Source organism: Neorhizobium populisoli (genome assembly GCF_019430945.1).
GTDB lineage: Bacteria > Pseudomonadota > Alphaproteobacteria > Rhizobiales > Rhizobiaceae > Neorhizobium > Neorhizobium populisoli.
The window spans coordinates 321,772-346,925 of sequence record NZ_JAHYCB010000005.1 but is presented as its reverse complement, the minus strand read 5'-3'; the positions used below and the strand labels follow the sequence as shown (position 1 = coordinate 346,925).

Below are 25,154 nucleotides of genomic sequence, written 5' to 3'. Positions count from 1 at the left end.
CTGTGGCTGCGGGTCGGTTGGCAGGAATCGAAACCACGGTTTGCCGCATCCAGGAGTTTAGGTGCCGTTTGATTGTGAAGCTATTGCGGCAATGGCTTGTGAGCTTTCATGATTTACGTTAGAGCGACATTTCGACGGGCGAACCATTGCGCCCGCCGATGCCTTTGAGGCAGGGCCTGTAGCTCAATGGTTAGAGCCGGCGGCTCATAACCGCTTGGTTGGGGGTTCGAGTCCCTCCGGGCCCACCATTCTCTTCTACAATCCCATCCATTGACATCTTTCCTGAAACACGACAATTTCGCCGCATTCCGAGGGGGGCATCGTACGGTGCTGAGATGGCGGTGAGCCGGACCCTTGAACCTGATCCGGGTCATGCCGGCGTAGGAACGGAAAACGGCGTCACATCCGCGCGACGACACTTTCTCTTCTCCGCTTCACCTGGATCTCCGTGATTGTTTATCTGGAGATCGATCGATGATGTTTGAATACCATGCCTTTGCCGCCGGAGACCCGGCGATACTGTCCGATCGCGCCGGATAGCGCTCAGCTATGCGCATGTCCCATGCGGTCATCGGGCTCGTCGTGCTGCTGCTCCTGTGGCAGGCCGGGGTCTCGGTGTTCGAGCCACCTCGTTACATCCTGCCGTCGCCGGCTGCAGTCACGTCCGCATTTCTGCGGCAGCCTGAGTTTCTGGCTTGGCATAGTTTCATCACGCTGACGGAGATCGCGGCAGGGTTGATCGTCGGTTCCGTGCTTGGTGCCGCCACTGCATTCGGCGTGGCGGCCTGGCCGAGGATCGGTCGGCTGGTCTGGCCGATGGTGCTGATCCTGCAGGCATTGCCCGTCTTCGTACTGGCGCCGATCCTGGTCATCTGGCTGGGGTTCGGGCTTGCCTCGAAAGTGGCGATGACGACGATCATCATCTTTTTTCCGGTTGCGTCTTCCTTTGCCGATGGCTTGCGGCGTACCGAGCGCGATGTGCTCGACGCCGCCGAACTCGATGGGGCAACCCATTGGCAGGCGCTGGTTGGCATCCGCGTGCCGCTGGCGATCCCGAGCCTGATTTCGGGACTGCGGGTTGCAGCACCTCTTGCGCCGCTCGGAGCGGTCGTCGGTGAGTGGGTCGGTGCGGCGGGCGGGCTTGGCTTCATCATGGTTCAGGCCAATGCGCGCATGCAGACCGATACCGTTTTTGTGGCCATGTTCGTGCTGGCCGTTCTTACCCTTCTCTTGAGGCTTCTCGTCGACGTGCTGACGGCAGGGCTTGCCCCATGGGCGAGCGAGTTGCGCGACGACGATATTGTCTCCCGATCGTCATTTCAATCAAGGAGTTCCATCCGATCATGATCCGTATCCTGACCGCTTCCCTCATTGCATTGGGCAGTCTGCTGGCGCCGGCGCCATCGCAGGCGGCCGACAAGCTTTCCGTGCTGCTCGAATGGTTCGTCAATCCGGATCATGCGCCGATGGTGATCGCCAAGGAGCAGGGGCTGTTTGCTACGGCAAACCTGGATGTTGAACTTATCCCGCCGTCCGATCCATCGGTCGTGCCGCGGCTGGTTTCGACTGGGCAGGCGGATATCGGCATTCACTATCAGCCGAACCTCTTCCTTGACCACGATGCCGGCTTGCCGCTGGTGCGGTTCGGGACGCTGGTCGAAACGCCGCTCAACACGGTGACGGTACTTGCCGACGGGCCGATCAAGAGCCTCAAGGATCTGAAGGGCAAAAAGATCGGCTTCTCGGTCACCGGTTTTGAAGACGTGATGCTGAAGACGATGCTAGCGTCCGAGGCACTTGCCGACAGCGATTTCGAGCTGATCAACGTGAATTTTTCGCTGTCACCGTCACTGATCGCCGGCCAGGTTGATGCGACGGTTGGCGGTTTCCGCAATTTTGAACTCACCCAGATGAAGCTGGAAGGACATCCCGGCCGCGCGTTTTTCCCGGAAGAACATGGCGTTCCGGCCTATGACGAGCTGATCTATGTGACGCGCAAGGATTTGGCTGCTGATAGCCGCCTGCCGCGTTTCCTTTCGGCGGTCGAGCAGGCTTCGATCTTCATGACCAACCATCCGCAGGAGGCCTGGGCGATGTTCGTCAAGGCCTATCCGAACCTCGATGACGAGCTGAACAAGACGGCGTTTTTCGACACGCTGCCGCGTTTCGCCAAGCGGCCGGCAGCGCTTGACCGGGCGCGTTACGTTCGGTTCGGCGCCTTCATGAAGGAGATGGGGCTGATCAAGGCGGCGCCGGCTCCGGAAGATGTAGCGGTGGAACTCCGCTGAGCTTTCAGCGGAGACCGTATTGCCGGTGGGACAGCGCGCGCTCGATGCCGCGCAGTTCCGCCAGTCCCTTGAGGCGGCCGATCGCCGGATAACCGGGCTGGGCGCCGCGTTTCAGGTCGTCGAGGATTTCCTGTCCGTGGTCCGGTCGCATCGGGATCTGGTGATCGGCGCGACCCTCGGCCTTGCGGCGGCGTTCTTCGGACAGAAGCTCGGCGATGACGGCGACCATGTCGGTGTCGCCTTCCAGATGTTCGTCCTCGAAGAAGGAGCAGGGCGTGCCGGCCTCCTCGCGGTGAACGTTGCGGAGGTGGATGAAGTGAATGCGCGGGGCGAGCCGCTTCACCATGGCCGGAAGATCGTTTGCGGCGCGCGCGCCGAGAGAGCCGGTGCAGAAGGTCACGCCGTTGGCACGGCTGTCGACCGCGTTCAGCATATGGAGATAGTCGGCCTCGGTCGACAGGATGCGCGGCAGGCCGAGCAGCGCCCATGGCGGATCGTCCGGATGGGCGCAGATGTTGATGCCGACCTGTTCAGCGACCGGTGTCACCTCCGACAGAAAATCGATGAGGTTTTGCTGCAGTCTTTCACGGCTGATGCCGGAATAGGTTTTGAGCAGTTCAAGAAGCTGCGGCAGCGTATAACTGTCGGCAGAGCCCGGCAGGCCAGCGCCGACGTTTTTCGAGAGGGCCGTGCGGCGTTCTTCCGGCATTTCGGCGAAGCGCTTGGTTGCCTTCTCGCGGATCGCTTCGTCGTAATCTTCCGAAGCGCCGGGGCGTTTCAGGAGATTGAGGTCAAAGGCGACGAAATCGATGAGGTCGAAACGCATCGCCTTGGCGCCATGGCGGGCAGTCCAGCGGAGGTCGGTGCGGGTCCAGTCGAGCACCGGCATGAAATTATAGCAGACGGTGCGGATGCCGGAGGCGGAGAGGCGGCGTAGCGTCTCCTGCCAGTTGGAGATGTGGGGGCGCCAGTCGCCGGTCTGGGTCTTGATGCTTTCGGAGACAGGCACGCTTTCGACGACATCCCAGAACAGGCCGCCGGCCTTGATCTCTTCATGGCGCTTGGCGATTTCCGCCTCGGGCCAGACGTCGCCGGTCGGGATGTGATGCAGGGCGCTGACGATTCCTTCAGCGCCCGCCTGGGCGGCGTCCTGAACGCTCACCTTGTCGATCGGGCCGAACCAGCGCCATGTATGTCTCATCGGGATATCCTTGCGGTGTTCAATTCAGGAAAGTCAGCTGCACCTTGCAGGCGAGGCTGCGGTCGCCGGCGGTCTCGAAAGCCTTGATGGCCTGGTCGATCGGGAAGGTGTGCGAGATGATCGGGCGTACGTCGATCTTGCGCGACGAGATCAGTTTGATGGCTTCGGCAAATTCCGTGTCGAAGCGTTGCGAGCCGATCCAGTGCAGTTCCTTGCCGACCAATGCGTTGAGCGGCACGGTCGTGTCGCCGCTGACGCCGACCTGGACGATCGTGCCGCGCGGTTTGACGATGGCAATCGCGTTGCGGATGGCGGGGGAGGCGGCGGAGCATTCGAAGGCGATGTCGAACTGGCCTTTGTCCGCTTCAAACTCGGCGAGCGAGGCGGCGTCGCTTGCAACGTTGATCGTGCGGCTGGCGCCCATGGCTTTGGCGCGGTCGAGTGCCGCATCGGTCAGATCGGTGACGATGATTTCCGCGGCACCTGCATGGCGGGCGGCGGCGGCGACGAGCGCACCGATCGGACCGGCGCCCGTCACGAGAACCTTCCTGCCCGTCAAGTCACCGGCGCGGGACACGGCATGCAGGCAGACGGCGAGCGGTTCGGAACAGGCGGCTTCGCCGGCACCGATGCCGTTGCCCGCGGGCAGGCATTGGATGGCGGGGACGACGAGGTAGTCGCGAAACATGCCCTGTGCATGCGGCAGGCGCATGGCGCTGCCCATGAACTGCATGTCGAGGCAGTGGATCGGCAGGCCATCGAGGCAGAAGCGGCATTTGCCGCAGGGCTTGCTGGGGTTAACCGCGACCAGTTGGCCGAAACTCAGATGAGAAACGCCGGGGCCGATGCCTTCGACATATCCGGCAGCTTCATGGCCGGGGATGATCGGTTCGCGGACGCGGATCGGGCCGAAGCCGCCATCCTGATAATAATGCAGGTCGGAGCCGCAGATACCGCCAGCGGCCATCTTCAAGAGAACCTCGCCTTCGCGAGGGGCCGTGACCGGCCCCTCTTCGATTTTCAGATCTCTTTGGCCATAGAGCCTTGCAAAGCGCGTTTGCATGCGACGCTCCTCACTTCGCCCGGATCAGGCCGAGTTCCGTCGGCAGCCAGAGTGTGATCGCCGGGATGAAGGTGATCAGGATCAGCGCGATGAACAGCGGCACCAGCCAGGGCAGGATCGCCATTGTCGTGCGTTCGACCGATAGTTTCGCGACGCGCGAGAGCACGAAAAGAACCATGCCGAGCGGCGGATGCAGCAGGCCGATCATCAGGTTCAGCGTCATAATCAGGCCGAAATGCACCGGATCGATGCCGAACTTGGCGACGATCGGCAGCAGGATCGGCACGAGGATGGTGATCGCCGCGATCGTATCCAGGAAGCAGCCGACGAAGAGCATCAGCAGGTTCACGAGGATCAGGAACACCCATTTGTTGTCGGTGATCGACAGGATCGCATCCGACAGAAGCTGGGCAGCCTGGCTGACCGTCAGCAGCCACGCGAAGATCGAGGCGGCGGTGACGATGAAGAGGACCGAGGCGGTGGTCTCGATTGTGTCGAACGTGGCGCGCGCCAGCGTCGACATGGTCATGGTGCGGTAACGCACGAGGCCAAGGAACAGCGACCAGAGCACGGCGGCAACCGCCGCTTCGGTCGGCGTGAACCAGCCCATCGTCATGCCGCCGATCAGGATGACCGGGGTCATCAGCGCCATGACGGCGGAGAAGTTGAAATACCAGTCGAGCGCGAGCAGGGCGGCGAGCGCGATGCCGGCGGCGAGGTTCATCGACAACCCGGCTTCCATCAGGAGCCAGATCAGCACCGGAACCGCGAAAACGACAACAACTTCCAGCGACGCGGACATCAGCTGCTTCATGTCGAACGGCGTATCGGAGCCCCACCGCTTGACATAAGCGAAGATCGCAACCGTCACCATCATCAGCACAGTCATGACGACGCCCGGCAGGATGCCGGCCATGAACAGCGCGCCGATCGAGACATTGGCCATCATGCCGTAGATGACGAAGGGCAGAGACGGCGGGAAGATCGGACCGAGCGTTGCGGAGGCGGCGGTGACGCCGACGGCGGCCTCGACCGGATAGCCGTGGTCCTTCATCGCCTTGATCTCGATCGTGCCGATACCGGCAGCGTCCGCCAGCGCGGTGCCGGACATGCCGGAGAAGATCACCGAACCAATGATGTTGACCTGTGCCAGGCCACCCTTCATCCAGCCGACGAGGGCGACGGCGAAGGAATAGATGCGGCCGGTGACGCCGGCGGAGTTCATCAGGTTACCGGCCAGAATGAAGAAGGGCACGGCGAGCAGCGGGAAGCTTTCGACGCCGGCGATCATGCGCTGGGCGGCGATGATATCCGGCGCGACGCCGTAAAGGATCAGATAGAGGATGGAGGCTGTCGCCATGGAGATGGCGACGGGCACGCCGACCACCATCAGGACAAGAAAGGCACCGACAAGCAGCAGCATGGGGATCAGTCCTCGGCTTTCTGGAACATTTCAGGCCGCTCAAGAACGGAATAACCGCGGCGCAGATTGCCGACGAAGACCTGGATGGAACGGAGGAGCATGAGGACGAAGGCGGCCATCACGCTGTAGAAAACGATGTTGCGCGGCAGGTCGACTGTGACCATGCGCTCATGCGCGACGACCTCGACGTAACGCCACATCAGCCAGCAGGCGTAAGCGAAGAAGGCCATGCGGACGAGATCGACGAAGATCGCGAGCGCGCGGGCGACGCCATGCGGCAGGTAGTGATAGAGCACGTCCACCTGGATATGGCGGGAGATGCGCACGCACATCACGGAGCCCAAGAAGACGACGCCGATCAGGCAGTTGATGGCGATTTCTTCGGTCCAGGCATAGGAATCGTTCAGGACGTAACGGGTGAAGAACTGCAGGAAGACGCAGCCGGTCATCAGCCAGAAGATGATGAGGGTCACCCAGTCCTCGATGGCATAATCGGACACATGCGCGGTTGGCGCGGTGTCCTCGAAGGAATGGGCGAGTTCCTCCGCTGTAATCTGCGTATGGATTTCTTTCGACATGATCGGTCTTCCGGCAATTGCGGGAAAGGAAAGCCGGCCCTCAGGCCGAAGGCCGGCTCTATCGTCTTGAAATTACTTGATGGCGCGGATGGCTTCCCAATCGGCCTTCTTGTAGCCGAAGTCTTCCATCTTCACCTTTTCGACGACGTTCTTCTCGAAGTCGGCCTTGTCGACTTCGGTCACATTGATGCCCTGGCTCTTGAACTGGGCGACGAGTTCGTTTTCGCGCTTCTCGATCAGCTTAGTGCCGCGTTCGGCGGCTTCAGCCATGACGTCGCCGAAGATCTTCTTGTCCTCGTCGGACAGCTTCGACCACAGGCTCTTGGAGATGACAGTGTTCAGGTGGTCGACGATGTGACCGGACAGAATGATGTTCTTCTGGACTTCGTAGAACTTCTTGGCCTCGATCGTGGTCAGCGGGTTTTCCTGCGCTTCGACGGTGCCGTTCTGGAGGGCCAGATAGACTTCGGCGAAAGCGATCGGGGTTGTGTTGGCGCCGCAGGCGCGCGGCATGGCGAGATAGGCCGGAACGTCCGGAACGCGCATCTTTACGCCCTTCAGGTCAGCGCATTTGGCGATCGGCTTGTTGGCCGTCGTGTGGCGCGTGCCGTAGTAGGTGACGGCGGCGATATGGTTGCCGGACGCATCCTCGTAACCCTTGGCGAGACGCTTGAAGACGTCGCTCTTGGTGTAGGCGATCAGGTGGCTCGCGTCGCGGAAGATGTAGGGATAGTAGGTGACGCCGATCGGCGGATATTCGCGGGCCGCAAAGCTGGAGCCGGAAATGATGATATCGACCGTGCCGAGCTTGAGGCCCTGGTTGATATCGGCTTCCTTGCCGAGCTGCGAAGCCGGGAAAACGTCGATCTTGTAGCGGCCGTTGGTGCGCTTGCCGATTTCCTGCGCCGCCCAGACCGACTCGGTGTGGAAGGGCTCGGAGGTTTCGTAGACGTGCGCCCATTTGAGGGCTGTCTGCGCCTGTGCGGCGAAGGCCGATACCAGGACGGCAGCGGTTGCGCCGAGAATTGTCGTGAGTTTCAGTTTCATGTCTTCATCCTCCCAGTTGACGTGAAATGCGGGTAGTTCAGGTCGCTCTTGCCGGCCTGCGGGCTGGCGAAAGCGTCTTGTCCATGGGCTCCTCTCCGAAGCTTCTGGAAAATCTCTGCTGCGACAGTTCGAGATGGCTGCGCATCGCCTCGCGGGCGCGGGCCGGGTCTCCGGCGGCGATGGCGTCGCGGATCAGGCGATGCTCGTCGAGCGCGCTGCCCCAAGTGTAGCGGTTCTCGAAATGATCGGCGAGCTTCTCGAAGTAAGGCGTTAGGCGCTGGTCATGCAGATCGCCGACGAGGCGTTCGAGGGTTGCATTGGCGACGATGCTGGTGACGGCGGTGTGAAACTCGCGGTCGAGCCGGAGCGCTTCGCTGCGGTCGTCCAGCACGTTGCGCATCGCGGCCAGATTCTGGTCGAGAATGGTAATGTGGTCAGGCCGGGCGAGCCGGGCTGCTTCCTCAACGATGGCGCATTCGACCAATGCGCGGGCGCGCAGCAGTTCGAATGGGCCTTCGATATTGTCCGGTGCGGCGGATGCCGATGGAGCGGATTTGCGCGGGCAGACATAGACGCCGGAACCCATGCGGATGGTGATCAGCCCTTCGACTTCAAGCACGATCAGCGCTTCACGCACGGTCGGTCGGGAAACTCCGAGCATTTCGGCAAGGTCACGCTCTGCCGGCAAGCGATCGCCGACAGCGAATTCGCCCCGTTCGATAAGCGCACGCATCTGTTCCGCGGCCTGCCGATAAAGGCGGCGCGGTTCGACGACCGAAAACATTTGATCCCTCCCAGGCGCCCGTTCTCCCCTGGGCGCCATTGGTCAACTGGTCTTACCAGTTAAGGCGTATTTATAAATCCCTATAAAGAAATGTCAACGGTATGCATTGGTCATTGATCGCATGACGGGAATGTTATGAAGAATAATAGGCACGCGGACTGATTGTGCAGCGGAAACAGTTGGATGGCTTTATCAGGCATCCGTCGATCCGTGGTCGTTCGGCAAACAAATACCCCGGCGTGTGGCCACGCTGGGGTATCAGCAACTCCCAGATTTTTAGCCGACTATGGTGTTTTACCGGCCGTTGGCCTGACGCCATTTGGCGAAATCGGCCTTCGACTCTTCCTTGGTCGGCGGATAGAGGCCGATGATCGAACGACCTTTGAGCACTTCCTCGGTAACGAAATCCTCGAAGGCGGTCATTTCGACGGCCTCGTCGGCGATCTCGTCGGCAATGTTTGCCGGCACGATGACGACGCCTTCATTGTCGCCGATCACTACGTCTCCCGGCCACACCGCGACATCACCGCAGCCGATCGGCACGTTGATGTCGAGCGCCTGATGGAGTGTCAGGTTGGTCGGGGCCGACGGGCGGCTGTGGTAGGAGCGCATGGCAAGTTCTGCGATCTCCGGGCTGTCGCGAAAACCGCCGTCGGTGACGACGCCGGCGACGCCGCGCACCATAAGGCGCGAGACGAGGATGGAGCCGGCCGAAGCGGCGCGGGCATCCTTGCGGCTGTCCATCACCATGACATGGCCGGGCGGGCACTGCTCGACGGCGGCGCGCTGCGGATGCTGCGGGTTCTGGAAGACGGTGAGCTGGTTCAGGTCCTCACGGGCCGGGATGTAACGCAGCGTGAAGGCCTGGCCCACCATGTTCTTCGGCTTGTGGGACAGCGGCTGGACACCCTGGATGAACTGGTTGCGCAGGCCGCGCTTGAACAGCGCGGTGCAGAGTGTCGCGCAGCTGACGCCCTCGTATTTCTGGCGGGTGGCGTCGGAAAGAACGTAGTCGGTCATGGGGTCTCCCCTGGAGAATACTTTTCAGAGATGGCGGTTTAGAAGATGTCTGGTTCGCCGGCGGTCTTGCCGAACTGGCTTTCGAGGAAGTCGAAATCGCAGCCGTCATTGGCCTGCTTGATGTGTTTGGAGAACATCCAGCCATAGCCGCGCTCATATTTGTCGGCCGGGGCCTTCCATTCGGCTTTACGCTTTGCGAGCGTTGCCTCGTCCACCAGCATGTCGATCGAACGGTTCGGCAGGTCGACGCGGATGATGTCGCCGGTGCGGACCAGCGAGAGCGGGCCGCCGACATGCGATTCCGGTGCGACATGCAGGATGCAGGCACCGTAGCTGGTGCCGGACATGCGGGCATCGGAAATGCGCAGCATGTCGCGATAGCCCTGCTTGAGGATCTTCTTCGGGATCGGCAGCATGCCCCATTCCGGCATGCCGGGACCGCCCTTGGGGCCGGCGCCGCGCAGGATCAGCACGTGATCGGCGGTGACGTCGAGGTCTTCGCGGTCGATCGCAGCCTTCATTTCCGGATAGCTGTCGAACACGAGGGCAGGGCCTTCATGGACGCGCAGGCGCGGCTCGCAGGCGGACGGTTTCATGACGCAGCCATCCGGGGCGAGATTGCCCTTGAGGACGGCGAGCGAGCCTTCCGGATAGATCGGATCCGACAGCGGCCGGATGACGTCGCTGTTGTAGACTTCAGCACCTTTCAGCGTTTCGCCGAGAGGAAAGCCGCTGACCGTCATGGCGTCGAGCTTCAGGAGGTCCTTGATCTCCGCCATCAGGGCGCGCAGGCCACCGGCGTAATAGAAGTCTTCCATCAGGTATTTGTCGCCGGTCGGGCGGATGTTGGCGACAACGGGGGTGGTGCGGCCGGCCTTGTCGAGATCGTCGAGCGTCAGCGGCACGCCGGCACGCCGTGCCATGGCGATCAGGTGGACAACGGCATTGGTGGAACAGCCGGTGGCCATCGCGACGGTTGTGGCGTTGTGGACGGAGTCGGCCGTGATGATCTTGTCCGGCGTCAGGTCGTCCCAGACCATTTCGACGATGCGGCGGCCGCAACGCGTGCTCATGCGCATGTGGTTGACGTCGGCGGCCGGAATGGAGCTTGCACCCGGCAGGGTGAGACCGAGCGACTCGGCGATCGCCGTCATCGTGCTGGCGGTGCCGAAGGTCATGCAGTGGCCGTAGGAACGGGCAATGCCTTCCTCGACGCCGGTCCATTGCTCTTCGGAAATATTGCCGGCGCGGCGCTCGTCCCAGTATTTCCAGGCGTCGGAGCCGGAGCCCAGCCATTCGCCCTTGTAGTTGCCGCGCAACATCGGGCCGGCGGGCAGGAAGATCATCGGGAAACCGGCGCTGATCGCGCCCATGACCAGCGCTGGGGTGGTCTTGTCGCAGCCGCCCATCAATACGGCGCCATCGACCGGATGCGCGCGCAGCAATTCCTCGGCCTCCATGGCGAGGAAGTTGCGGTAGAGCATCGAGGTCGGCTTCAGCGCGCTTTCGGACAGCGACTGGACCGGTAGCTCGACCGGAAAGCCGCCCGCCTGCAGCACGCCGCGCTTCACATGCTCGACGCGCTCCTTGAAATGGGAATGGCAGGCATTGAGGTCCGACCAGGTATTGAGGATCGCGATGATCGGCTTCTTGCCCCAATCCTTCTCGTCGTAACCCATCTGCATCATGCGGGAGCGATGTCCCGACGAACGGAGATCATCCGGCGCGAACCAACGCGCGCTGCGGAGACTGGCTGCTGCTTTTGTCATTTAAGATGTTTCCAGATTTTCCTGCCCTAGCATCAGCGATCATACACATATTCGCGCTGATCGCCGAGTTGGACCTCCTTCCAACTGAGCGCAAACTTAAACATGCTCGCGGCAAATTGATATATCAAATTTCAGATTTCTTGCTTGATATATCAAATTTCAGGTGCTAGATCACCGGCCGAGAAGAGGGAATTGGAGGAACTGAATGGGAGGCGAGGACACGCTTCTGCCCGTCGAGCCGGTGTTTTTGAAGAGCCTGCGCGACCACGTTTACGGCCTGGTTCGGGATGCGATCATCTCGGGCAAGCTGAAGGGTGGCGACAAGCTCAACGAACGTCAGCTCGCAAGCCAGCTCGGCATCAGCACGACTCCTCTCAAGGAAGCGCTGCGGGTGCTGGAGGCGGAAGGGCTTGTGCGTTCCGAGGCCCGTCGCGGCATCTATGTCACCTTCGATGCCGCCCAGGCGGAAGAGATGATGCTGGCGCGTGCGGCGATCGAAAGCATGATCGCCCGGCAGGCGGCCAAGCACGTCACCAAGGCGCAAGTCACCCAATTGCGCACTCTGATCGTCGAGATGCGTGCGGGGCTCGAAACGGTGGATGTCCTCGAGCTGATCGCTCTCAATGAACGTTTTCACAATGTCATCCACGAGGCGTCCGGCTGCGGATATCTGCGCCGTCTCCAGAGTGGGCAGAATATCTACACTCAAACGGCCCGTCTCATCGTGCTGTCGGAAGAGCGTGAGCGCTTTCAGGCTGTCGAGGAACATGAGGCCATCGCCGACGCCATCGCCAGCCACGACGCGGAACTCGCCGAACGGTTGATGCGCGATCACGTCATTCGCTCGGGCGAGAAACATCTCATCCGCGTGCAAGCCGAAAACTAGGAAATCGGACATGAATATCCGCGATTACAAACGTGTCCTCACGGGCATTTCTGGTGTCCATGTGACAGCTTACGACCAGGCTGGCGCCATCGAGCCGCAGCTGACCGGCAGGATCATTCGCCGCATCGCCGATGCCGGCATTCACAACATCGTCTGCGGCGGCAATACCGGCGAATTCTACAGCCTGCAGCACGAGGAAGTGCTGCGTCTTCAGGCGATCTGCGTCGCTGCCGTCGAAGGCAAGACGGTGGTGACGGCTGCTGCCGGTCGTTCGATCGGCGAGGCGATCGCGACCGCCAAGTCCGCCAAGCGCGAAGGCTGCGACGGCGTGATGGTGCATCACCCACTCGATCCGTTTGCTGCTCCGAAGGCGCAGGCCGACTACTTCATCGCGATTGCCGAAGCCTCGGAACTGCCGCTCGTAGCTTACGTCCGTTCGAATGCCATCGGCGTCGCGGATATTGCCCGTATCGCGACCCATCCGAACATTGCCGGCGTCAAGTTCGCCTCGACCGACATGATGCTGTTTTCCGAATGCGTTCGCGCCACGGAAGGCACCGACGCGGTCTGGATCTGCGGTCTGGCGGAAGGTTGGGCGGCACCTTTCTACGCGCTCGGCGCCAAGGGCTTCACGTCGGGCCTCGTCAATGTCGATCCGGGCCGTTCGCTGGCCGTCTGGAACGCGCTGGAAGCGGGCGATTATGCCAAGGCCCGCGCTCTGGTCAGCAAGATTGCCGGCTTCGAAGTGCTGCGCACCAAGTTCAACAACGGCGCCAATGTCACCGTCGTCAAGGAAGCGCTGATGATGCGCGGCGAGGATGTCGGTCCGGTGCGTCTGCCGGGCGTGCCGGCCCTCGACGATGCAGACCGCAAGCAGCTTCAGCAGCTTCTCGCAAGCTGGGAACCCGTCGCCGCATAAGCGTAGGTTCAAAGACTTAGAGCACCTTTTGTGCGTCCGATAGGACGCACGGCGCTCTAGGGGAGGTTTATCGATGCCGGCATGCCTGCGCCGGAAAAGTTCAAGTCAGGTTTGTTGTGGAGGATTTAGAATGAACCCGAAATTTTCGCGCCGCGGCTTTCTCGGAGTAGCCGCTGCCGGTACCGCCGCGATGACGCTGTCTTCCGTGCGCGCCATGGCCGCGGGCCTGCCGCTGCCGAAGTCGCCGGTGACGCTGAACATCGTCGATGCCGCTGGCAACCTCGCGCTGACGCAGCCGGCCTTTGATGCCTATGCCGCCGCCAAGCCGAACCTCGTTTCGCGCATGACGTTCAACAAGGCGACCTCGCCGGAACTGCCGGGCAAGATCAAGGCCCAGCAGGCTGCCAAGCGCCTCGACATCGATCTCGTCATCATCGGCCCGGACGCTCTTTCGGCCGGTCTTGCGCAGGACATGTGGGTCGATATCGCGTCCATGAAGGACACCGGCCTGCCGGACCTCAAGGCGATCTATCAGGAACCTGCCTACCGCATGCAGGAATTGTCCAAGGGCCGCGGCGTCACCATCAGCTACTACCCGTCCGGCCCGCTGCTCGGCTACATGCCGGCCAAGGTGAAGACCGTTCCGAAGACTGCCGAACAGCTTCTCGACTGGACCAAACAGAACCCGAACAAGTTCATCTACGCACGTCCGGCAAACTCCGGTCCGGGCCGCACCTTCCTGATGGGCCTGCCCTACCTCCTGAAGGACAGCAATCCGAAGGATCCGGTCAAGGGCTGGGACAAGACCTGGGCCTACCTCAAGGAACTGCACAAGAACATCGAATATTACCCGGCCGGCACCGGCGCTCTGATGAAGGAATTCGGCGAGGGCACCCGCGACATGACCGTCACCACGACGGGCTGGGACATCAACCCGCGCGTTCTCGGCGTCGTGCCGAAGGAAGCGGCCGTCGGCACGCTCGAAGGTTTCCACTGGGTCTGCGACGCGCATTATCTCAGCGTTCCGAAGGGTATTTCGGATGAGAAGCTGGCCGTCATCCTCGACATGATCACCTTCATGCTGCAGCCGGCACAGCAGGCTTTCACCTACGACCAGGGTTATTTCTATCCGGGTCCGGCGGTGAAGGACGTGCCGCTCTCGATGGCTCCGAAGGCCAGCCAAGACGCGATCGCAGAATTCGGCCGCAAGGAATACGAAGGCTGGATCGCCAACAACCCGGTCGAACTGCCGCTCGAGCCGGAAGCGCTCGTTGCTGCCTTCCGCCGCTGGGACGAAGAAGTCGCGGCCGTCGCAAAGTAATAAACTAAAACTGCCCAAGACATGGTCTTCGCGCGTCTTTTCGGACGCGCGGAGTTCCAGCGGGCCATGCTACTTCCCCATGATGAGGTCGATCGATGCAGCTCGCATCCATGCCATTCAATGAAATCCGTCTCGAAAAAATGAGCCGTGCATTCGGCGCTCTGAATGCGCTGCGCGAGATCAGCCTTTCCATCAAGAAGGGCGAGTTCATCGCTCTGCTCGGCCCGTCCGGCTGCGGCAAGTCCACGGCGCTCAACTGCATCGCCGGACTGCTGTCCACCACCGGCGGCGGCATCTTTATTGACGACAAAAGGATCGACCAGTTCAAGCCCGAGGATCGCGGCTTTGGTATGGTCTTCCAGAACTATGCGCTCTTCCCGCATATGAGCGTGCGCAAGAATATCGGCTTCGGCCTGAAGATGCGCGGCCGGCCGCAATCGGAGATCGACACCAAGGTCGAGGAAGCCATCAAGCTGGTACGCCTGCAGGGCCATGCGGACAAGCTTCCGGGCCAGCTTTCCGGCGGTCAGCAGCAGCGCGTGGCGATCGCCCGCGCCATCGTCATCGAGCCGCCGCTGGTTCTGATGGACGAGCCGCTCTCCAACCTTGATGCCAAGCTGCGTCTCGAAATGCGCGCCGAAATTCGCCGCATCCACAATCAGATGAAGGCGACGACCATTTACGTCACCCACGACCAGGACGAGGCGCTGTCGCTCGCCGACCGGATCGTGGTGCTGCGCGACGGCCAGATCCGTCAGGTCGGCACGCCACACGAGCTTTACGAAAAGCCGGCGCATCTCGATGTCGCCGAGTTCATGGGCTTCCGTAACCGGTTTGCCGGCAAGGTCGTCTCCCGCGACGGAGATCGCGCCACCGTTTCTGCCGGTTCCTTCTCGGTCTCCGGCACTGTCGTCGGTGACCTGCAGCCCGGCGCGTCCGCCGTGCTTGCTGGCCGTCCGGATGACGTGCTGCTGGCCGATGGCGTCACAGGCGGCGTTCCCGTCACCGTCGAGGCCATCGAATATCGCGGCCGCGAATATGTCGGTATCGCCCGCACCGCCGATGGCGTGGAAATCATCTTCCATGCGGACCGTGCTCCCGACGTCGGCAGCGCGGTAAACCTCTCGATCGATCCGGCGCGTGCGCTGGTCTTCGCGGCCTGAGGGGCATGACCATGTCCGTCATCACAGATCACGAACCCACTTCGCTTCGCAAGAAGCTCGCGCTGCGCGGCATAGACGGCGTGACGCTGCTCCTGCTGCCATCGGTCATCTTCGTCCTGGCGATCTTCATCTACCCGTTCTTTTACGGGCTGATGCTGTCCTTCACGCCGATCCGCGAAGGCGGGATGTTCGCCAATTACATCGCCTTCTTCTCCGATCCCTATCTCTACAACACGATCGGCGCGACGCTTCGGCTGGCTGTTCCCGTGACGCTTCTTTGCGTGGCTTTCGCAGTGCCCGTTGCGATGCGCGTCCGCCTGATGAAGCATCAGCGGCTGCTCACCACCATTCTCGTGCTGCCGATCACGCTCGGCACTGTTCTGGTGGCGCAGGGCATGCTCAACTATCTCGGCCCGCAGGGCTGGTTCAGCCGCACGCTGATGCTGCTGCACATCGTCGACTCGCCGGTGAAGCTCACCAACAACTATTGGGGCGTCTTCCTGTCGCTGGTTGTCACGGTCTTCCCGTTCACCTTCCTGCTGACGCTGTCCTATGTGACCGGTATCGATCCCGGGCTTGAAAAGGCGGCGGCGACCCATGGTGCGTCGGCCTGGCAGCGGTTCCGGCATGTCATGCTGCCGCTCCTGGTTCCGGGTCTGGCAATCGCCTTCTGCCTGACTTTCGTGCAGGCCTTCGCGGTCTTCCCATCGGCGGTGCTGCTCGGCGCTCCGTCAGGACCTACGCGCGTCATCTCGATTGCCGCGGCCCAGGCAGCCTTCGAACAATACGATTTCACCATGGCTTCGGCGATCGCCATGATCATGGGTGTCGTGCAGCTCTGCATCGTGTTGCTCGTGCTCGTCATTCGTAATCTCTTCTACCGTGGCGCCACCAGTGGCGGGAAAGGCTAAGCCATGATCCGCGATACATCCATCGGAGCAAAACTCTGGATCACCGCCGTCTGGGCCTTCACGATCTTCTTCGTCCTGAACGTGATCGGCATCATCTCGACCGTCATCGTCTCGTCGCTCGGCACGCGCTGGCTCGGCACCTGGCTGCCGAATGCCTTCACCTTCAATTGGTATGCCTCGGCCTGGCGTGAATTCCAGCTCGGTCCGGTCCTGTTCGTGACCTTCCAGATCGCGTTCACGGTCGTGGCGCTGTCCGGCCTGCTCGGCGTGACGGCGGCCTATGCCATGGCGCGGCGGGATTTTCCGGGCAAGAAGCTCGTCATGCTGCTTTTCCTGCTGCCGCTTCTTGTGCCGCCGATCACTTTCGGCATTCCGCTGGCGACCGTGCTTTACCAGTTCAATGTCGGCGGGACGTTCTGGGGCGTGGTGCTTGCCAACCTCGTGCCGACGGTGCCTTTCGTCATTCTGGTGATGATCCCCTTCATCGAGCAGATCGATCCGAAGGTGGAGGCCGCGGCCCGCGTTTTCGGTGCCGGCACCTTCAAGCTCTTTGTCTACGTGCTGATGCCGATGTTGATCCCGGGCATTCTGGCGTCGTTGCTGCTCGTTCTCGTCCGCACCGTCGCGATGTTCGAACTGACCTTCCTGACCGCCGGCCCGACCAGCCAGACGCTCGTCGTTTCGCTCTATTACTCGGTCTTTGCCTCAGGCGTGCGGGCCGTGCAGTCGATCGATGCGATGGCGGTCATCTACATGGTCTCGACGCTCGTCTGGCTGCTCGTGGCGCTGCGCTTCGTCAACCCGACGCAGATCGTCGCCCGCGGCAACCAGTCGGCTGCGGCTCATTGATCTCCCTGGACCGGCGGCTCGTCCGCCGGTTTGCTTTTTAGGTTCATCCGGATAGTCCCATGAAAATCACCGCGCTCGAAACCGTCCAGCTTCCCAGCCTCAACAACATCATCTGGCTGCGTATCCACACCGACGAGGGCATTATCGGCCTCGGCGAAACCTTTCGCGGGGCGGATTCGGTCGCGACCTATCTGCATAAGGAAGTGGCGCCGGCGCTGATCGGCAAGAACCCTCTGGAGATCGATCGCATTTCGAAAATGCTGACCGAGACCTATGTGGGCTTCCGGTCTTCCGGCGTCGAAATTCGTGCTGCTTCGGCGGTCGATATCGCGCTCTGGGACATTTTCGGCAAGGTCACGAACCAGCCGATCCACCAGCTGCTCGGCGGCCTGTCGCGGCCTTCGATCCGCACCTACAATACCTGCGCCGGTTACTCGTATAACAGCCAGGGCTCGCGCCGTTACATCGGCGACAAGGACAAACCGCAGGGGCCTTACGACGACCAGGTGGCCTTCACCAACAATGCCGGCGAACTGGCAGAAAGCCTGCTGTCCGAGGGCATCACCGCCATGAAGATCTGGCCGCTCGATCCTTATGCGGTCGCAAGCGGCGGCAATTTCATTCATCGCGGCGACCTCGACAAGGGGCTGGAAGCCTTCCGCAAGATCCGTGATGCGGTCGGCAACAAGATGGAAGTGATGGTCGAGCTGCATTCCATGTGGGACCTGCCGTCCGCGTTGGCGATCGCCCGTGAAATGAAGGAATTCCGGCCGTTCTGGATGGAAGACCCGATCAAGATGCAGGACACCGAAGCGCTTCTGACCTATGCCCAGCGCTCCGGCCTGCCGGTCTGCGCCAGCGAGACGCTGGCGACCCGAGCGCAATTCGTCGAACTGCTCCGCAAGAACGCCGTCGATTACGTCATGCTCGACATTTCCTGGTGCGGCGGCCTCTCCGAAGCCAAGAAGATCGCCTCGATGGCCGAAGCCTTCCAGCGTCCGATTGCGCCGCATGATTGCACCGGCCCGGTCGTCTTCGCCGCCTCGATTCATTTGTCGCTGAATGCACCGAATGCCGTCTTCCAAGAATCTGTGCGCGCCTATTACTCGACTTGGTACCGCGATCTCGTCACGGTCATGCCGCGTATCGAGAACGGCCAGATCTATCCGTTCCAGGGTGCGGGCCTCGGCCTCGAACTCGGCGATTACGTGCTCAGCAATCCGGACGTCATCCGCCGCACGACTGCCGCGAGCGACCTGTGATGCATTTCAAGCCGCTCGGCGATTTTCGCCTCGGACTGGGCGAAAGCCCGGTCTGGGACGAAAGGCGAGGGCTCGTCTTCCTCTGCGATATCCCGACCGGGCGGCTGCTGGCGATCCGGCTGGGTGAGGGGTTTGTCAACGAATGGGAACTGGGCGGAAACGTGTGTTCGCTCGGGCTTTGCGAGAGCGGCCGGCTGATTGTTTCGCGGACACGGGACTTGATCCTCTTCGATCCCGATACCGGTCTTTCCGAGACGCTTGCGACAATCGAAGGTGAGCTGGAGACCAATCGTCTCAACGATGGCAAAGTCGGACCGGATGGCGCGTTCTGGGTCGGTACGATGGATCAGCGGGCGGAGCGGAAACCCGTCGGCGCGCTCTACCGTATCGGCGCAGATGGCAAGCCCGTTCTGAAAAAGAGTGATCTTGTTATATCCAACGGGCTTTCCTGGTCGCCAGACAGCCGCATCATGTACCATTCCGATTCCGGCGGCCAATGGATCGACCGGCATGATTTCGATCCCGCGACGGGCGAAATAGGCGAAGGTACCCGGATCGCGACACCCGGTGAGGCGGATGGCCGACCGGATGGCAGTGCCGTCGATACGGAAGGCTTTTACTGGAGCTCCGGCGTTTCGGCCGGCTGCCTCAATCGCTACTCGCCGGATGGCCGGCTTGTCGGCAAATATGCGCTGCCGGTGCCAAGCCCGACCATGCCCTGCTTCTGCGGCCCTGATCTCAAGACGATGGTCGTGACGTCGCACCGCTATCTTCCTGAGGAAAAGCTGGATGCGAACCCCCTCTGCGGCGCGGTTCTGGTGGCGGCCTCGCCGTTTGCCGGCACGCCGATCTATCGCATGAAAGGATTTTGAGCCGTGGCTTTCGACAAGACCCGCAAGATCGTTCTGACCGGTGCATCCGGTAATCTCGGCCGTTTTCTCGCCGGTGAACTGGTCAAGAACCACGGCAATGTGGTGCTGACGGATCTCGTGGATTATCCCGGTACGGTTCCTGTCGGCGCGACCTTCATCCGTGCCGATGTTGCGGATGCGGACGCCGTTATGTCGATCTGCGAGGAGGCAGCCGTGATTCTGCATTTCGGCGGGATCAGCACGGAAAAAACGTTTGAAACCATCCTGCCGGCCAATATTGTCGGCGTGGTCAACATCTTCGAAGCGGCGCGCAAGAACGGCGCCCGCGTGGTCTTCGCCAGTTCGAACCACACGATCGGCTTTCACGAACGTGGCCGCATGCTTGATACCGACATGCCGACGCGGCCGGACAGCTTCTATGGCATTTCGAAGATTTTCGGCGAGAACATGGGGAGCGTCTATTTCGACAAGCATGGCGTCGAAAGCGTGCATATCCGCATTGGTTCGGCATTGCCGGAACCGCTCGACGAGCGTCATCTTTCGACGTGGCTTTCCCTGCCGGACCTATTCTCGATGATCGTCCGGTCGATTGAGGCGGAGCGGACGGATTTCGCCACCCTCTGGGGAGCTTCCGCCAATACCCGTACGTGGTGGAGAAACGACGATTCCGAACGACTGGGCATCGTACGGGCAGACAATTCGGAAATATTCGCCGATAAGGTGTCTGGACCGACCAACGATCCGATCACCGAAAAATTTCAGGGCGGAATATTCTGCGGCATGGATACCGTTATTCGCTAAGGCCTACCCTATGACCGATGAAAACATCCACGGACTGAATGCGCATGGCTATGAAGTCTCTGTCGATGCTGCCCATGGAGCCAGCCTTACGTCGCTGAAGTGGCAGAAGCCGGACGGCGAATGGTTCGAAATTCTGCATCCATGCCCGCCGGCAGAAGTGGCGCGCACCGGTGGCTCGTTCGTTATGGCACCCTTCACCAACCGCCTGCATGGCGGACGCTTCGAAACGCCGGAAGGCTCTGTTCAGGTGCCGCTTAACCGCCCCGAACAGCAGATGGCCGCCCACGGCTTTTCGCGTGATCGTGCATGGCGGGTAGTCGAGGTGAGAGAAGACAGCATCACATTGGTGGATGATTTTGCCGACGATGCCATCGCGTTTCATTATCGTCTGACACAGACGATTTCGATTGGGGCGAACGGCGTCACGCTGGCCCTCAACCTCACCAACATCGGAGAGCGAACGCTTCCTTATGGCATGGGTTTTCATCCATGGTTCCGCAAGGAGAGCAATACCTGGCTGACGGCTGCTGCCGAGACGGGCTTTGCACGTGATGAACGCGGTTTCATGACCGAAGCCCGGCCAGCCTCGCAGGGGCCGGCTTTCTCAAATGGTATCGAGGTTTCGACCATGCCCTGGTTCGACGGCCATTTTGCCGGCTGGACATCCCGGCGGGCATTGATCCAGTGGCGGGACCGGAACGTCGAACTCGACCTGTATTCTACGGGCGCGCTCACCAACCTGCACATCTATGTACCGGACAATCTGCCGATCCTCTGCGTCGAGCCGGTCAGCCACATACCGGACGTCCACAATCGCCGCAGTCTCGCACCCTATGGCGATCTTGTTTGGCTTGCTCCCGGCGAGGCCATCGAGGGTGCGATGATCCTCAAGGTTGCTCTACTATAAGTCTTTGCTAGACAAGCTTTCTCCGGGCTTTGAAGGCTTGCGTAAATTTTTGCTCGCGCGTCGCTTCAGGAACTCGCACAATCGGCAAACTGCCCTACATTGAGAGGGCTTTGATCCATTCCCGTCCAACTCGCGCGGGCATCGGCTCGCGATCCGGAGGAAGTTTCTGCCATGTCTTTGAAGATCAAGTTTTTCGGAATTGCGCTCGCACTCGGCGTCTCGGCGACGATGGCGAATGCGCAGGTCGTCGTTTCCTCCAAGATCGACACCGAAGGTGGTGTTCTCGGCAACATCATCCTCGCCGTGCTGAAGGCCAATAACATCCAGACCACCGACCGCATCCAGCTCGGTGCGACGCCGGTCGTGCGCAAGGCGATCACCGCTGGCGAAATCGACATTTATCCGGAATATACCGGCAACGGCGCCTTCTTCTTCAGCAAGGCCGACGATCCCGCCTGGAAGGACGCCAAGAAGGCGTTCGACACCGTCAAGAAGCTCGACTACGATGCCAACAAGATCGTCTGGCTTTCGCCGTCCTCGGCCAACAACACCTGGGCCGTGGCACTGCGCAAGGATGTCGCCGACACCAACAAGCTGAAGACCTTCAGTGAGTTCGGCAAATATGTCGCCGGCGGCGGCAAGGTCGTGCTGGCTGCCTCGTCCGAGTTCGTCAATTCGGCTGCGGCTCTGCCGGCCTTCCAGACGACCTATGGCTTCAAGCTGAAGCCGGACCAGCTGATCACGCTTTCGGGCGGCGACACGGCTGCGACGATCGCCGCTGCCGCCAACCAGACCAATGGCGCCAGCGCTGCCATGGTCTACGGCACGGATGGCGGCATCGCGCCGTCGGGTCTCGTCGTCCTCGAGGACGATAAGGGCGTGCAGCCGGTCTACCAGCCGGCGCCGATCATCCGCGAAGAGGTCCTGAAGAAGAACCCGCAGATCGAAACGCTGCTGAAGCCGGTCTTCGAAAAGCTCGATCTGGTGACGCTGCAGGATTTGAACGGCCGCGTGCAGGTGGGCGGCGAGCCGGCCAAGGCCGTGGCAGAAGACTTCCTGAAGAAGAACGGCTTTTTGAAGTAAGTCGTTGCGGGTTGTCGCAATCTCGACGTCATCCTCGCCCTTGTGGCGAGGATCTAACCACGGTTAACGTGGACAGATGCTCGGGACAGGCCCGAGCATGACGGAAGTATTTCAGGCCGGGCTTCCGTTCGGCCTTTTCCCTGGAGGCGGTTTGAAGATCAGGTTCGACAAACTCGGTATCGTCATCGCGATCATCGCGGCGTCAGGGCTGGTATTTTCCACGTTTGCAGTGCTGAAGCCGAACCGCATTCTGCAGGGGCAGGCGAAGACTATTCTCGAAGCCCTGCCGGCATGGGCCGGATATGGGCTGCTGATCCTGCTGATCGCGGCCATCGCCGCCGCACTTTTTCGAACTTCGCCTTGGATCAAGCTCATCGCGGCCGCTGCATCGCTCACTGCGCTCGCGTTGGCGATCGGTTATGCGGCAGGTTTCCTCACTCCGGCCGGAAATACCTATGCCCGCGTCTCGCCGGCCTCTGGTTTCTGGATCTTGATTTTCGCCTTTGCGCTGCTTGCTGCCGACGCGTTGACACGCCTTCAGCCTCCACCCTGGATGCGGGTGCTTTTTCTCTGCATCACCGCGATCGGTATTGCCGCGCTGCTTTTCTCCGGCAGCTGGAACGGGCTGTCGATCATGAAGGAATATGCCGGCCGTGCCGATGTGTTCTGGACCGAGGCCGGCAAGCATGTGACGCTGGCACTCGGCTCGCTGTTTGCCGCGGCACTTGTTGGCCTGCCGCTCGGCATTCTCTGCCATCGCGTCTCCTCGCTTCGCGCCGGTGTGCTCAACACGCTGAACCTCGTCCAGACCATTCCGTCGATTGCATTGTTCGGCATCCTGATCGGGCCGCTGGCCTGGGTTGCCTTGAATGTGCCCGGAGCCGCCGCGCTCGGCATCCGCGGCATCGGCATGGCGCCCGCCTTCGTGGCGCTATTTCTCTATTCGCTGTTGCCGATCGTCGCCAACACCGTTGTAGGCTTGGCCGGCGTGCCGCGCGAGGCGAATGACGCAGCTCGCGGCATCGGCATGACCGATCGCCAGCGGTTGTTTCAGGTCGAGTTTCCGTTGGCGCTGCCGGTGATCCTGACGGCAATCCGCATCGTGCTCGTCCAGAATATCGGCATGGCAACGATCGCCGCGCTGATCGGCGGCGGCGGTTTCGGCGTCTTCGTCTTTCAGGGCATCGGCCAGACGGCGATGGATCTGGTGTTGCTCGGCGCGGTGCCGACCGTGGCGCTCGCCTTCGCGGCAGCCGTCGTCCTCGACGCGCTGATCGAAATGAATTCCAGGGTTCCGAACGGAGTGAGCGCCGCATGATTGAAATCGACGCCATCACCAAGCGCTATGACGACAATACCGTGGTCGACAATGTCTCGATGGTGATCGAGCCGCGCACGGTCACAGTCATCGTCGGCACGTCCGGTTCCGGCAAGACGACGCTGCTCCGGATGATCAACCGGCTGGTCGAGCCGACCTCCGGCGTGATCAAGCTCGATGGCGAGGATAATCGGGCCATTCCGGGCCATGAGCTTCGCCGCCGGATCGGTTATGCGATCCAGGGCCATGGGCTTTTCCCGCACCGGACGGTGGCGCAGAATATCGCGACCGTGCCTACCTTGCTTGGCTGGGAAAAGTCGCGCATCGACGCAAAGGTCGATGAACTCCTGACGCTGTTCCAGCTCGATCCCAAGACCTTCGGGCCGCGTTATCCGCACGAGCTTTCCGGCGGCCAACAGCAGCGTGTCGGCGTTGCCCGTGCGCTGGCCGCGGAACCGAACGTGCTTTTGATGGACGAGCCATACGGCGCGCTCGACCCGATCATCCGTGCCAAGGCGCAGGAAGACCTTTTGGCGATCCAAAAACACTTTGGCACGACCATCGTGCTCGTCACCCATGACATGAACGAAGCCTTCCATTTGGCTGACAAGATTGCCGTCATGGACAAGGGCAGGGTGCTGCAATACGGCCCGCCGGAAGAGCTGGTGCGGGCACCCGAAACGCCGTTCGTGGAAACACTGATCGGCGATACGGAGCGGCCTTTCCGGCTGCTGGCGATTGCCAAGGCTGGTGCTGCGGCCGAACCCGGCGAGGCGGAAGGCGAGCCGATCCGTGAGGACAAGACCCAGCAGGAAGCACTTGCCGATCTGCTCTGGACCGGTCGGAGCGCGCTGCCGGTGGTTTCCGCCAGCGGCGCGCCTATGGGGCGCGTCACCCTCGATGCATTGCTGAAGCGTGCGACGCGGCCCTCCGGGAGTGCGCGATGAAGGCCTGGCTGCCGACCATTCTGCGCGGGCTGCTGTTTGTCGTTCTCGTCGCCTTCCTGCTGTCCCCGACGACATTCGAGCCGGTGCTTAAGCCATTGGTCGATACGAATGCGCCGGCGATCTACAATCAGGGCAGCCTGTTGGATTTGACGCTGCAGCATCTGAGCACGGTGTTCATCGCGACGCTGGTGGCGATCGTCGTCGCGATCCTGCTCGCTATTCTGGTGACGCGGCCGTTCGGGGCGGAGTTTTTGCCGCTGTCGCGCAGTCTGGTGAATATCGGCCAGACGTTTCCGCCCGTCGCCGTGCTGGCGCTCGCCGTGCCGGCGGTCGGTTTCGGCGAGAAGCCGACGCTGATTGCGCTGTTTCTTTACGGCCTGCTGCCGATCTTCGAGAACACGCTGACGGCGCTGACCAATCTGCCGCGCTCGGTGATGGAAGCGGCGCGCGGCTCCGGCATGACGAATTTCCAGCGATTGATGAAGGTGGAACTGCCGCTATCGCTGCCGATCATCGTCGCCGGCATCCGGCTTTCGGTGACAATTGGTCTCGCGACGGCGACGATTGGTTCGACGGTTGCGGCCCGGACGCTCGGCGAGGTCATCATCGCCGGGCTGCAGTCGAACAATCTGGCCTTCATCCTGCAGGGCGGATTGATTGTCGGGGCGCTGGCGGTGCTGATCTATGACGGACTTTCGGCGGTCGAGAAGATGCTGACGCGCCGCCTCGGCATCGCCTGAAA

At 61.4% G+C, this 25,154-nt stretch carries 24 protein-coding genes, 1 tRNA gene and 1 riboswitch; of the genes, 17 read left to right on the top strand and 8 right to left on the bottom strand.

Features of this window, described 5'->3' with window-relative positions; all coding sequences use genetic code 11:
• The first annotated feature begins 172 nt into the window (after window positions 1-172).
• The 3 genes from KX729_RS15835 to KX729_RS15825 all read left to right on the top strand — a co-directional run bounded on the left by KX729_RS15835 (window position 173) and on the right by KX729_RS15825 (window position 2,288).
• Window positions 173-248 (top strand) — tRNA-Ile (locus tag KX729_RS15835).
• 53 nt (window positions 249-301) lie between these two features.
• Window positions 302-404: riboswitch (TPP riboswitch) on the top strand.
• A 145-nt stretch (window positions 405-549) separates the two neighbouring features.
• Entirely contained in the window at window positions 550-1,347 is a 798-nt protein-coding gene (locus KX729_RS15830; protein ID WP_219743434.1) for an ABC transporter permease, read from the top strand.
• Window positions 1,344-2,288 (top strand): ABC transporter substrate-binding protein, encoded by a 945-nt coding sequence (locus KX729_RS15825; RefSeq protein WP_219743433.1) that lies wholly within the window; start codon window positions 1,344-1,346, stop codon window positions 2,286-2,288. Before KX729_RS15830 ends, KX729_RS15825 begins: the two co-directional genes overlap by 4 nt.
• Window positions 2,289-2,292: 4 nt before the next feature.
• Here the strand turns inward: KX729_RS15825 and uxuA are convergent, their stop codons facing one another.
• The 8 genes from uxuA to araD all read right to left on the bottom strand — a co-directional run bounded on the left by uxuA (window position 2,293) and on the right by araD (window position 11,173).
• The gene (uxuA, locus tag KX729_RS15820; RefSeq protein WP_219743432.1) at window positions 2,293-3,489 is read right to left on the bottom strand and encodes a mannonate dehydratase; all 1,197 of its coding nucleotides are present in this window, start codon (window positions 3,487-3,489) and stop codon (window positions 2,293-2,295) included.
• A gap of 19 nt (window positions 3,490-3,508) precedes the next feature.
• Entirely contained in the window at window positions 3,509-4,552 is a 1,044-nt protein-coding gene (locus tag KX729_RS15815) for an L-idonate 5-dehydrogenase (protein WP_219743431.1), read from the bottom strand.
• Between the two features lie 10 nt (window positions 4,553-4,562).
• On the bottom strand, window positions 4,563-5,975 hold the full coding sequence (locus KX729_RS15810; RefSeq protein ID WP_219743430.1) for a TRAP transporter large permease: 1,413 nt from the start codon (window positions 5,973-5,975) through the stop codon (window positions 4,563-4,565).
• A 5-nt stretch (window positions 5,976-5,980) separates the two neighbouring features.
• A complete protein-coding gene (locus tag KX729_RS15805) occupies window positions 5,981-6,553 on the bottom strand; it encodes a TRAP transporter small permease (RefSeq protein WP_219743429.1) in 573 nt (190 codons plus the stop codon).
• Between the two features lie 72 nt (window positions 6,554-6,625).
• Window positions 6,626-7,600, bottom strand: a complete 975-nt coding sequence (locus KX729_RS15800) for a sialic acid TRAP transporter substrate-binding protein SiaP (RefSeq protein WP_219743428.1) — start codon at window positions 7,598-7,600, stop codon at window positions 6,626-6,628.
• A 37-nt stretch (window positions 7,601-7,637) separates the two neighbouring features.
• On the bottom strand, window positions 7,638-8,384 hold the full coding sequence (locus KX729_RS15795; RefSeq protein ID WP_219743427.1) for a FadR/GntR family transcriptional regulator: 747 nt from the start codon (window positions 8,382-8,384) through the stop codon (window positions 7,638-7,640).
• A gap of 294 nt (window positions 8,385-8,678) precedes the next feature.
• Complete coding sequence (locus tag KX729_RS15790; protein WP_219743426.1) at window positions 8,679-9,404, bottom strand: ribonuclease activity regulator RraA; 726 nt, start codon at window positions 9,402-9,404, stop codon at window positions 8,679-8,681.
• A gap of 38 nt (window positions 9,405-9,442) precedes the next feature.
• A complete protein-coding gene (gene araD / locus KX729_RS15785; protein WP_219743425.1) occupies window positions 9,443-11,173 on the bottom strand; it encodes an L-arabinonate dehydratase in 1,731 nt (576 codons plus the stop codon).
• Between the two features lie 205 nt (window positions 11,174-11,378).
• Here araD and KX729_RS15780 point away from each other — a divergent pair, with 205 nt between their 5' ends.
• The 14 genes from KX729_RS15780 (at window position 11,379) to KX729_RS15715 (ending at window position 25,152) form a co-directional block, all read left to right on the top strand.
• On the top strand, window positions 11,379-12,059 hold the full coding sequence (locus KX729_RS15780) for a GntR family transcriptional regulator (protein WP_219743424.1): 681 nt from the start codon (window positions 11,379-11,381) through the stop codon (window positions 12,057-12,059).
• 10 nt (window positions 12,060-12,069) lie between these two features.
• Entirely contained in the window at window positions 12,070-12,978 is a 909-nt protein-coding gene (locus tag KX729_RS15775; RefSeq protein WP_219743423.1) for a dihydrodipicolinate synthase family protein, read from the top strand.
• 130 nt (window positions 12,979-13,108) lie between these two features.
• Window positions 13,109-14,299 carry an extracellular solute-binding protein gene (locus KX729_RS15770; RefSeq protein ID WP_219743422.1) on the top strand — a complete coding sequence of 397 codons (1,191 nt, stop codon included), beginning with the start codon at window positions 13,109-13,111 and terminating at the stop codon, window positions 14,297-14,299.
• Window positions 14,300-14,394: 95 nt separating this feature from the next.
• Window positions 14,395-15,462: an ABC transporter ATP-binding protein gene (locus KX729_RS15765; RefSeq protein WP_219743421.1), complete on the top strand. Its 1,068-nt coding sequence runs from the start codon at window positions 14,395-14,397 to the stop codon at window positions 15,460-15,462.
• Window positions 15,463-15,473: 11 nt separating this feature from the next.
• Window positions 15,474-16,373 (top strand): ABC transporter permease, encoded by a 900-nt coding sequence (locus KX729_RS15760; protein ID WP_219743420.1) that lies wholly within the window; start codon window positions 15,474-15,476, stop codon window positions 16,371-16,373.
• 3 nt (window positions 16,374-16,376) lie between these two features.
• A complete protein-coding gene (locus KX729_RS15755) occupies window positions 16,377-17,222 on the top strand; it encodes an ABC transporter permease (RefSeq protein ID WP_219743419.1) in 846 nt (281 codons plus the stop codon).
• A 59-nt stretch (window positions 17,223-17,281) separates the two neighbouring features.
• Window positions 17,282-18,484, top strand: coding sequence for a mandelate racemase/muconate lactonizing enzyme family protein (locus KX729_RS15750; protein WP_219743418.1), 1,203 nt, complete (start codon window positions 17,282-17,284; stop codon window positions 18,482-18,484).
• Window positions 18,484-19,356, top strand: a complete 873-nt coding sequence (locus KX729_RS15745) for an SMP-30/gluconolactonase/LRE family protein (RefSeq protein WP_219743733.1) — start codon at window positions 18,484-18,486, stop codon at window positions 19,354-19,356. The genes KX729_RS15750 and KX729_RS15745 overlap by 1 nt, the downstream gene beginning before the upstream one ends.
• Before the next feature lie 3 nt (window positions 19,357-19,359).
• Window positions 19,360-20,157: an NAD-dependent epimerase/dehydratase family protein gene (locus KX729_RS15740; RefSeq protein ID WP_219743417.1), complete on the top strand. Its 798-nt coding sequence runs from the start codon at window positions 19,360-19,362 to the stop codon at window positions 20,155-20,157.
• A 10-nt stretch (window positions 20,158-20,167) separates the two neighbouring features.
• A complete protein-coding gene (locus tag KX729_RS15735) occupies window positions 20,168-21,064 on the top strand; it encodes an aldose epimerase family protein (protein ID WP_219743416.1) in 897 nt (298 codons plus the stop codon).
• 171 nt (window positions 21,065-21,235) lie between these two features.
• Window positions 21,236-22,147 carry a glycine betaine ABC transporter substrate-binding protein OsmF gene (gene osmF / locus KX729_RS15730; protein ID WP_219743415.1) on the top strand — a complete coding sequence of 304 codons (912 nt, stop codon included), beginning with the start codon at window positions 21,236-21,238 and terminating at the stop codon, window positions 22,145-22,147.
• A gap of 97 nt (window positions 22,148-22,244) precedes the next feature.
• Window positions 22,245-23,465, top strand: coding sequence for an ABC transporter permease (locus tag KX729_RS15725; protein WP_219743414.1), 1,221 nt, complete (start codon window positions 22,245-22,247; stop codon window positions 23,463-23,465).
• On the top strand, window positions 23,462-24,412 hold the full coding sequence (locus KX729_RS15720; protein ID WP_219743413.1) for an ABC transporter ATP-binding protein: 951 nt from the start codon (window positions 23,462-23,464) through the stop codon (window positions 24,410-24,412). The genes KX729_RS15725 and KX729_RS15720 overlap by 4 nt, the downstream gene beginning before the upstream one ends.
• Window positions 24,409-25,152, top strand: coding sequence for an ABC transporter permease (locus tag KX729_RS15715; RefSeq protein ID WP_219743412.1), 744 nt, complete (start codon window positions 24,409-24,411; stop codon window positions 25,150-25,152). The genes KX729_RS15720 and KX729_RS15715 overlap by 4 nt, the downstream gene beginning before the upstream one ends.
• The last annotated feature ends 2 nt before the right edge of the window (window positions 25,153-25,154 follow it).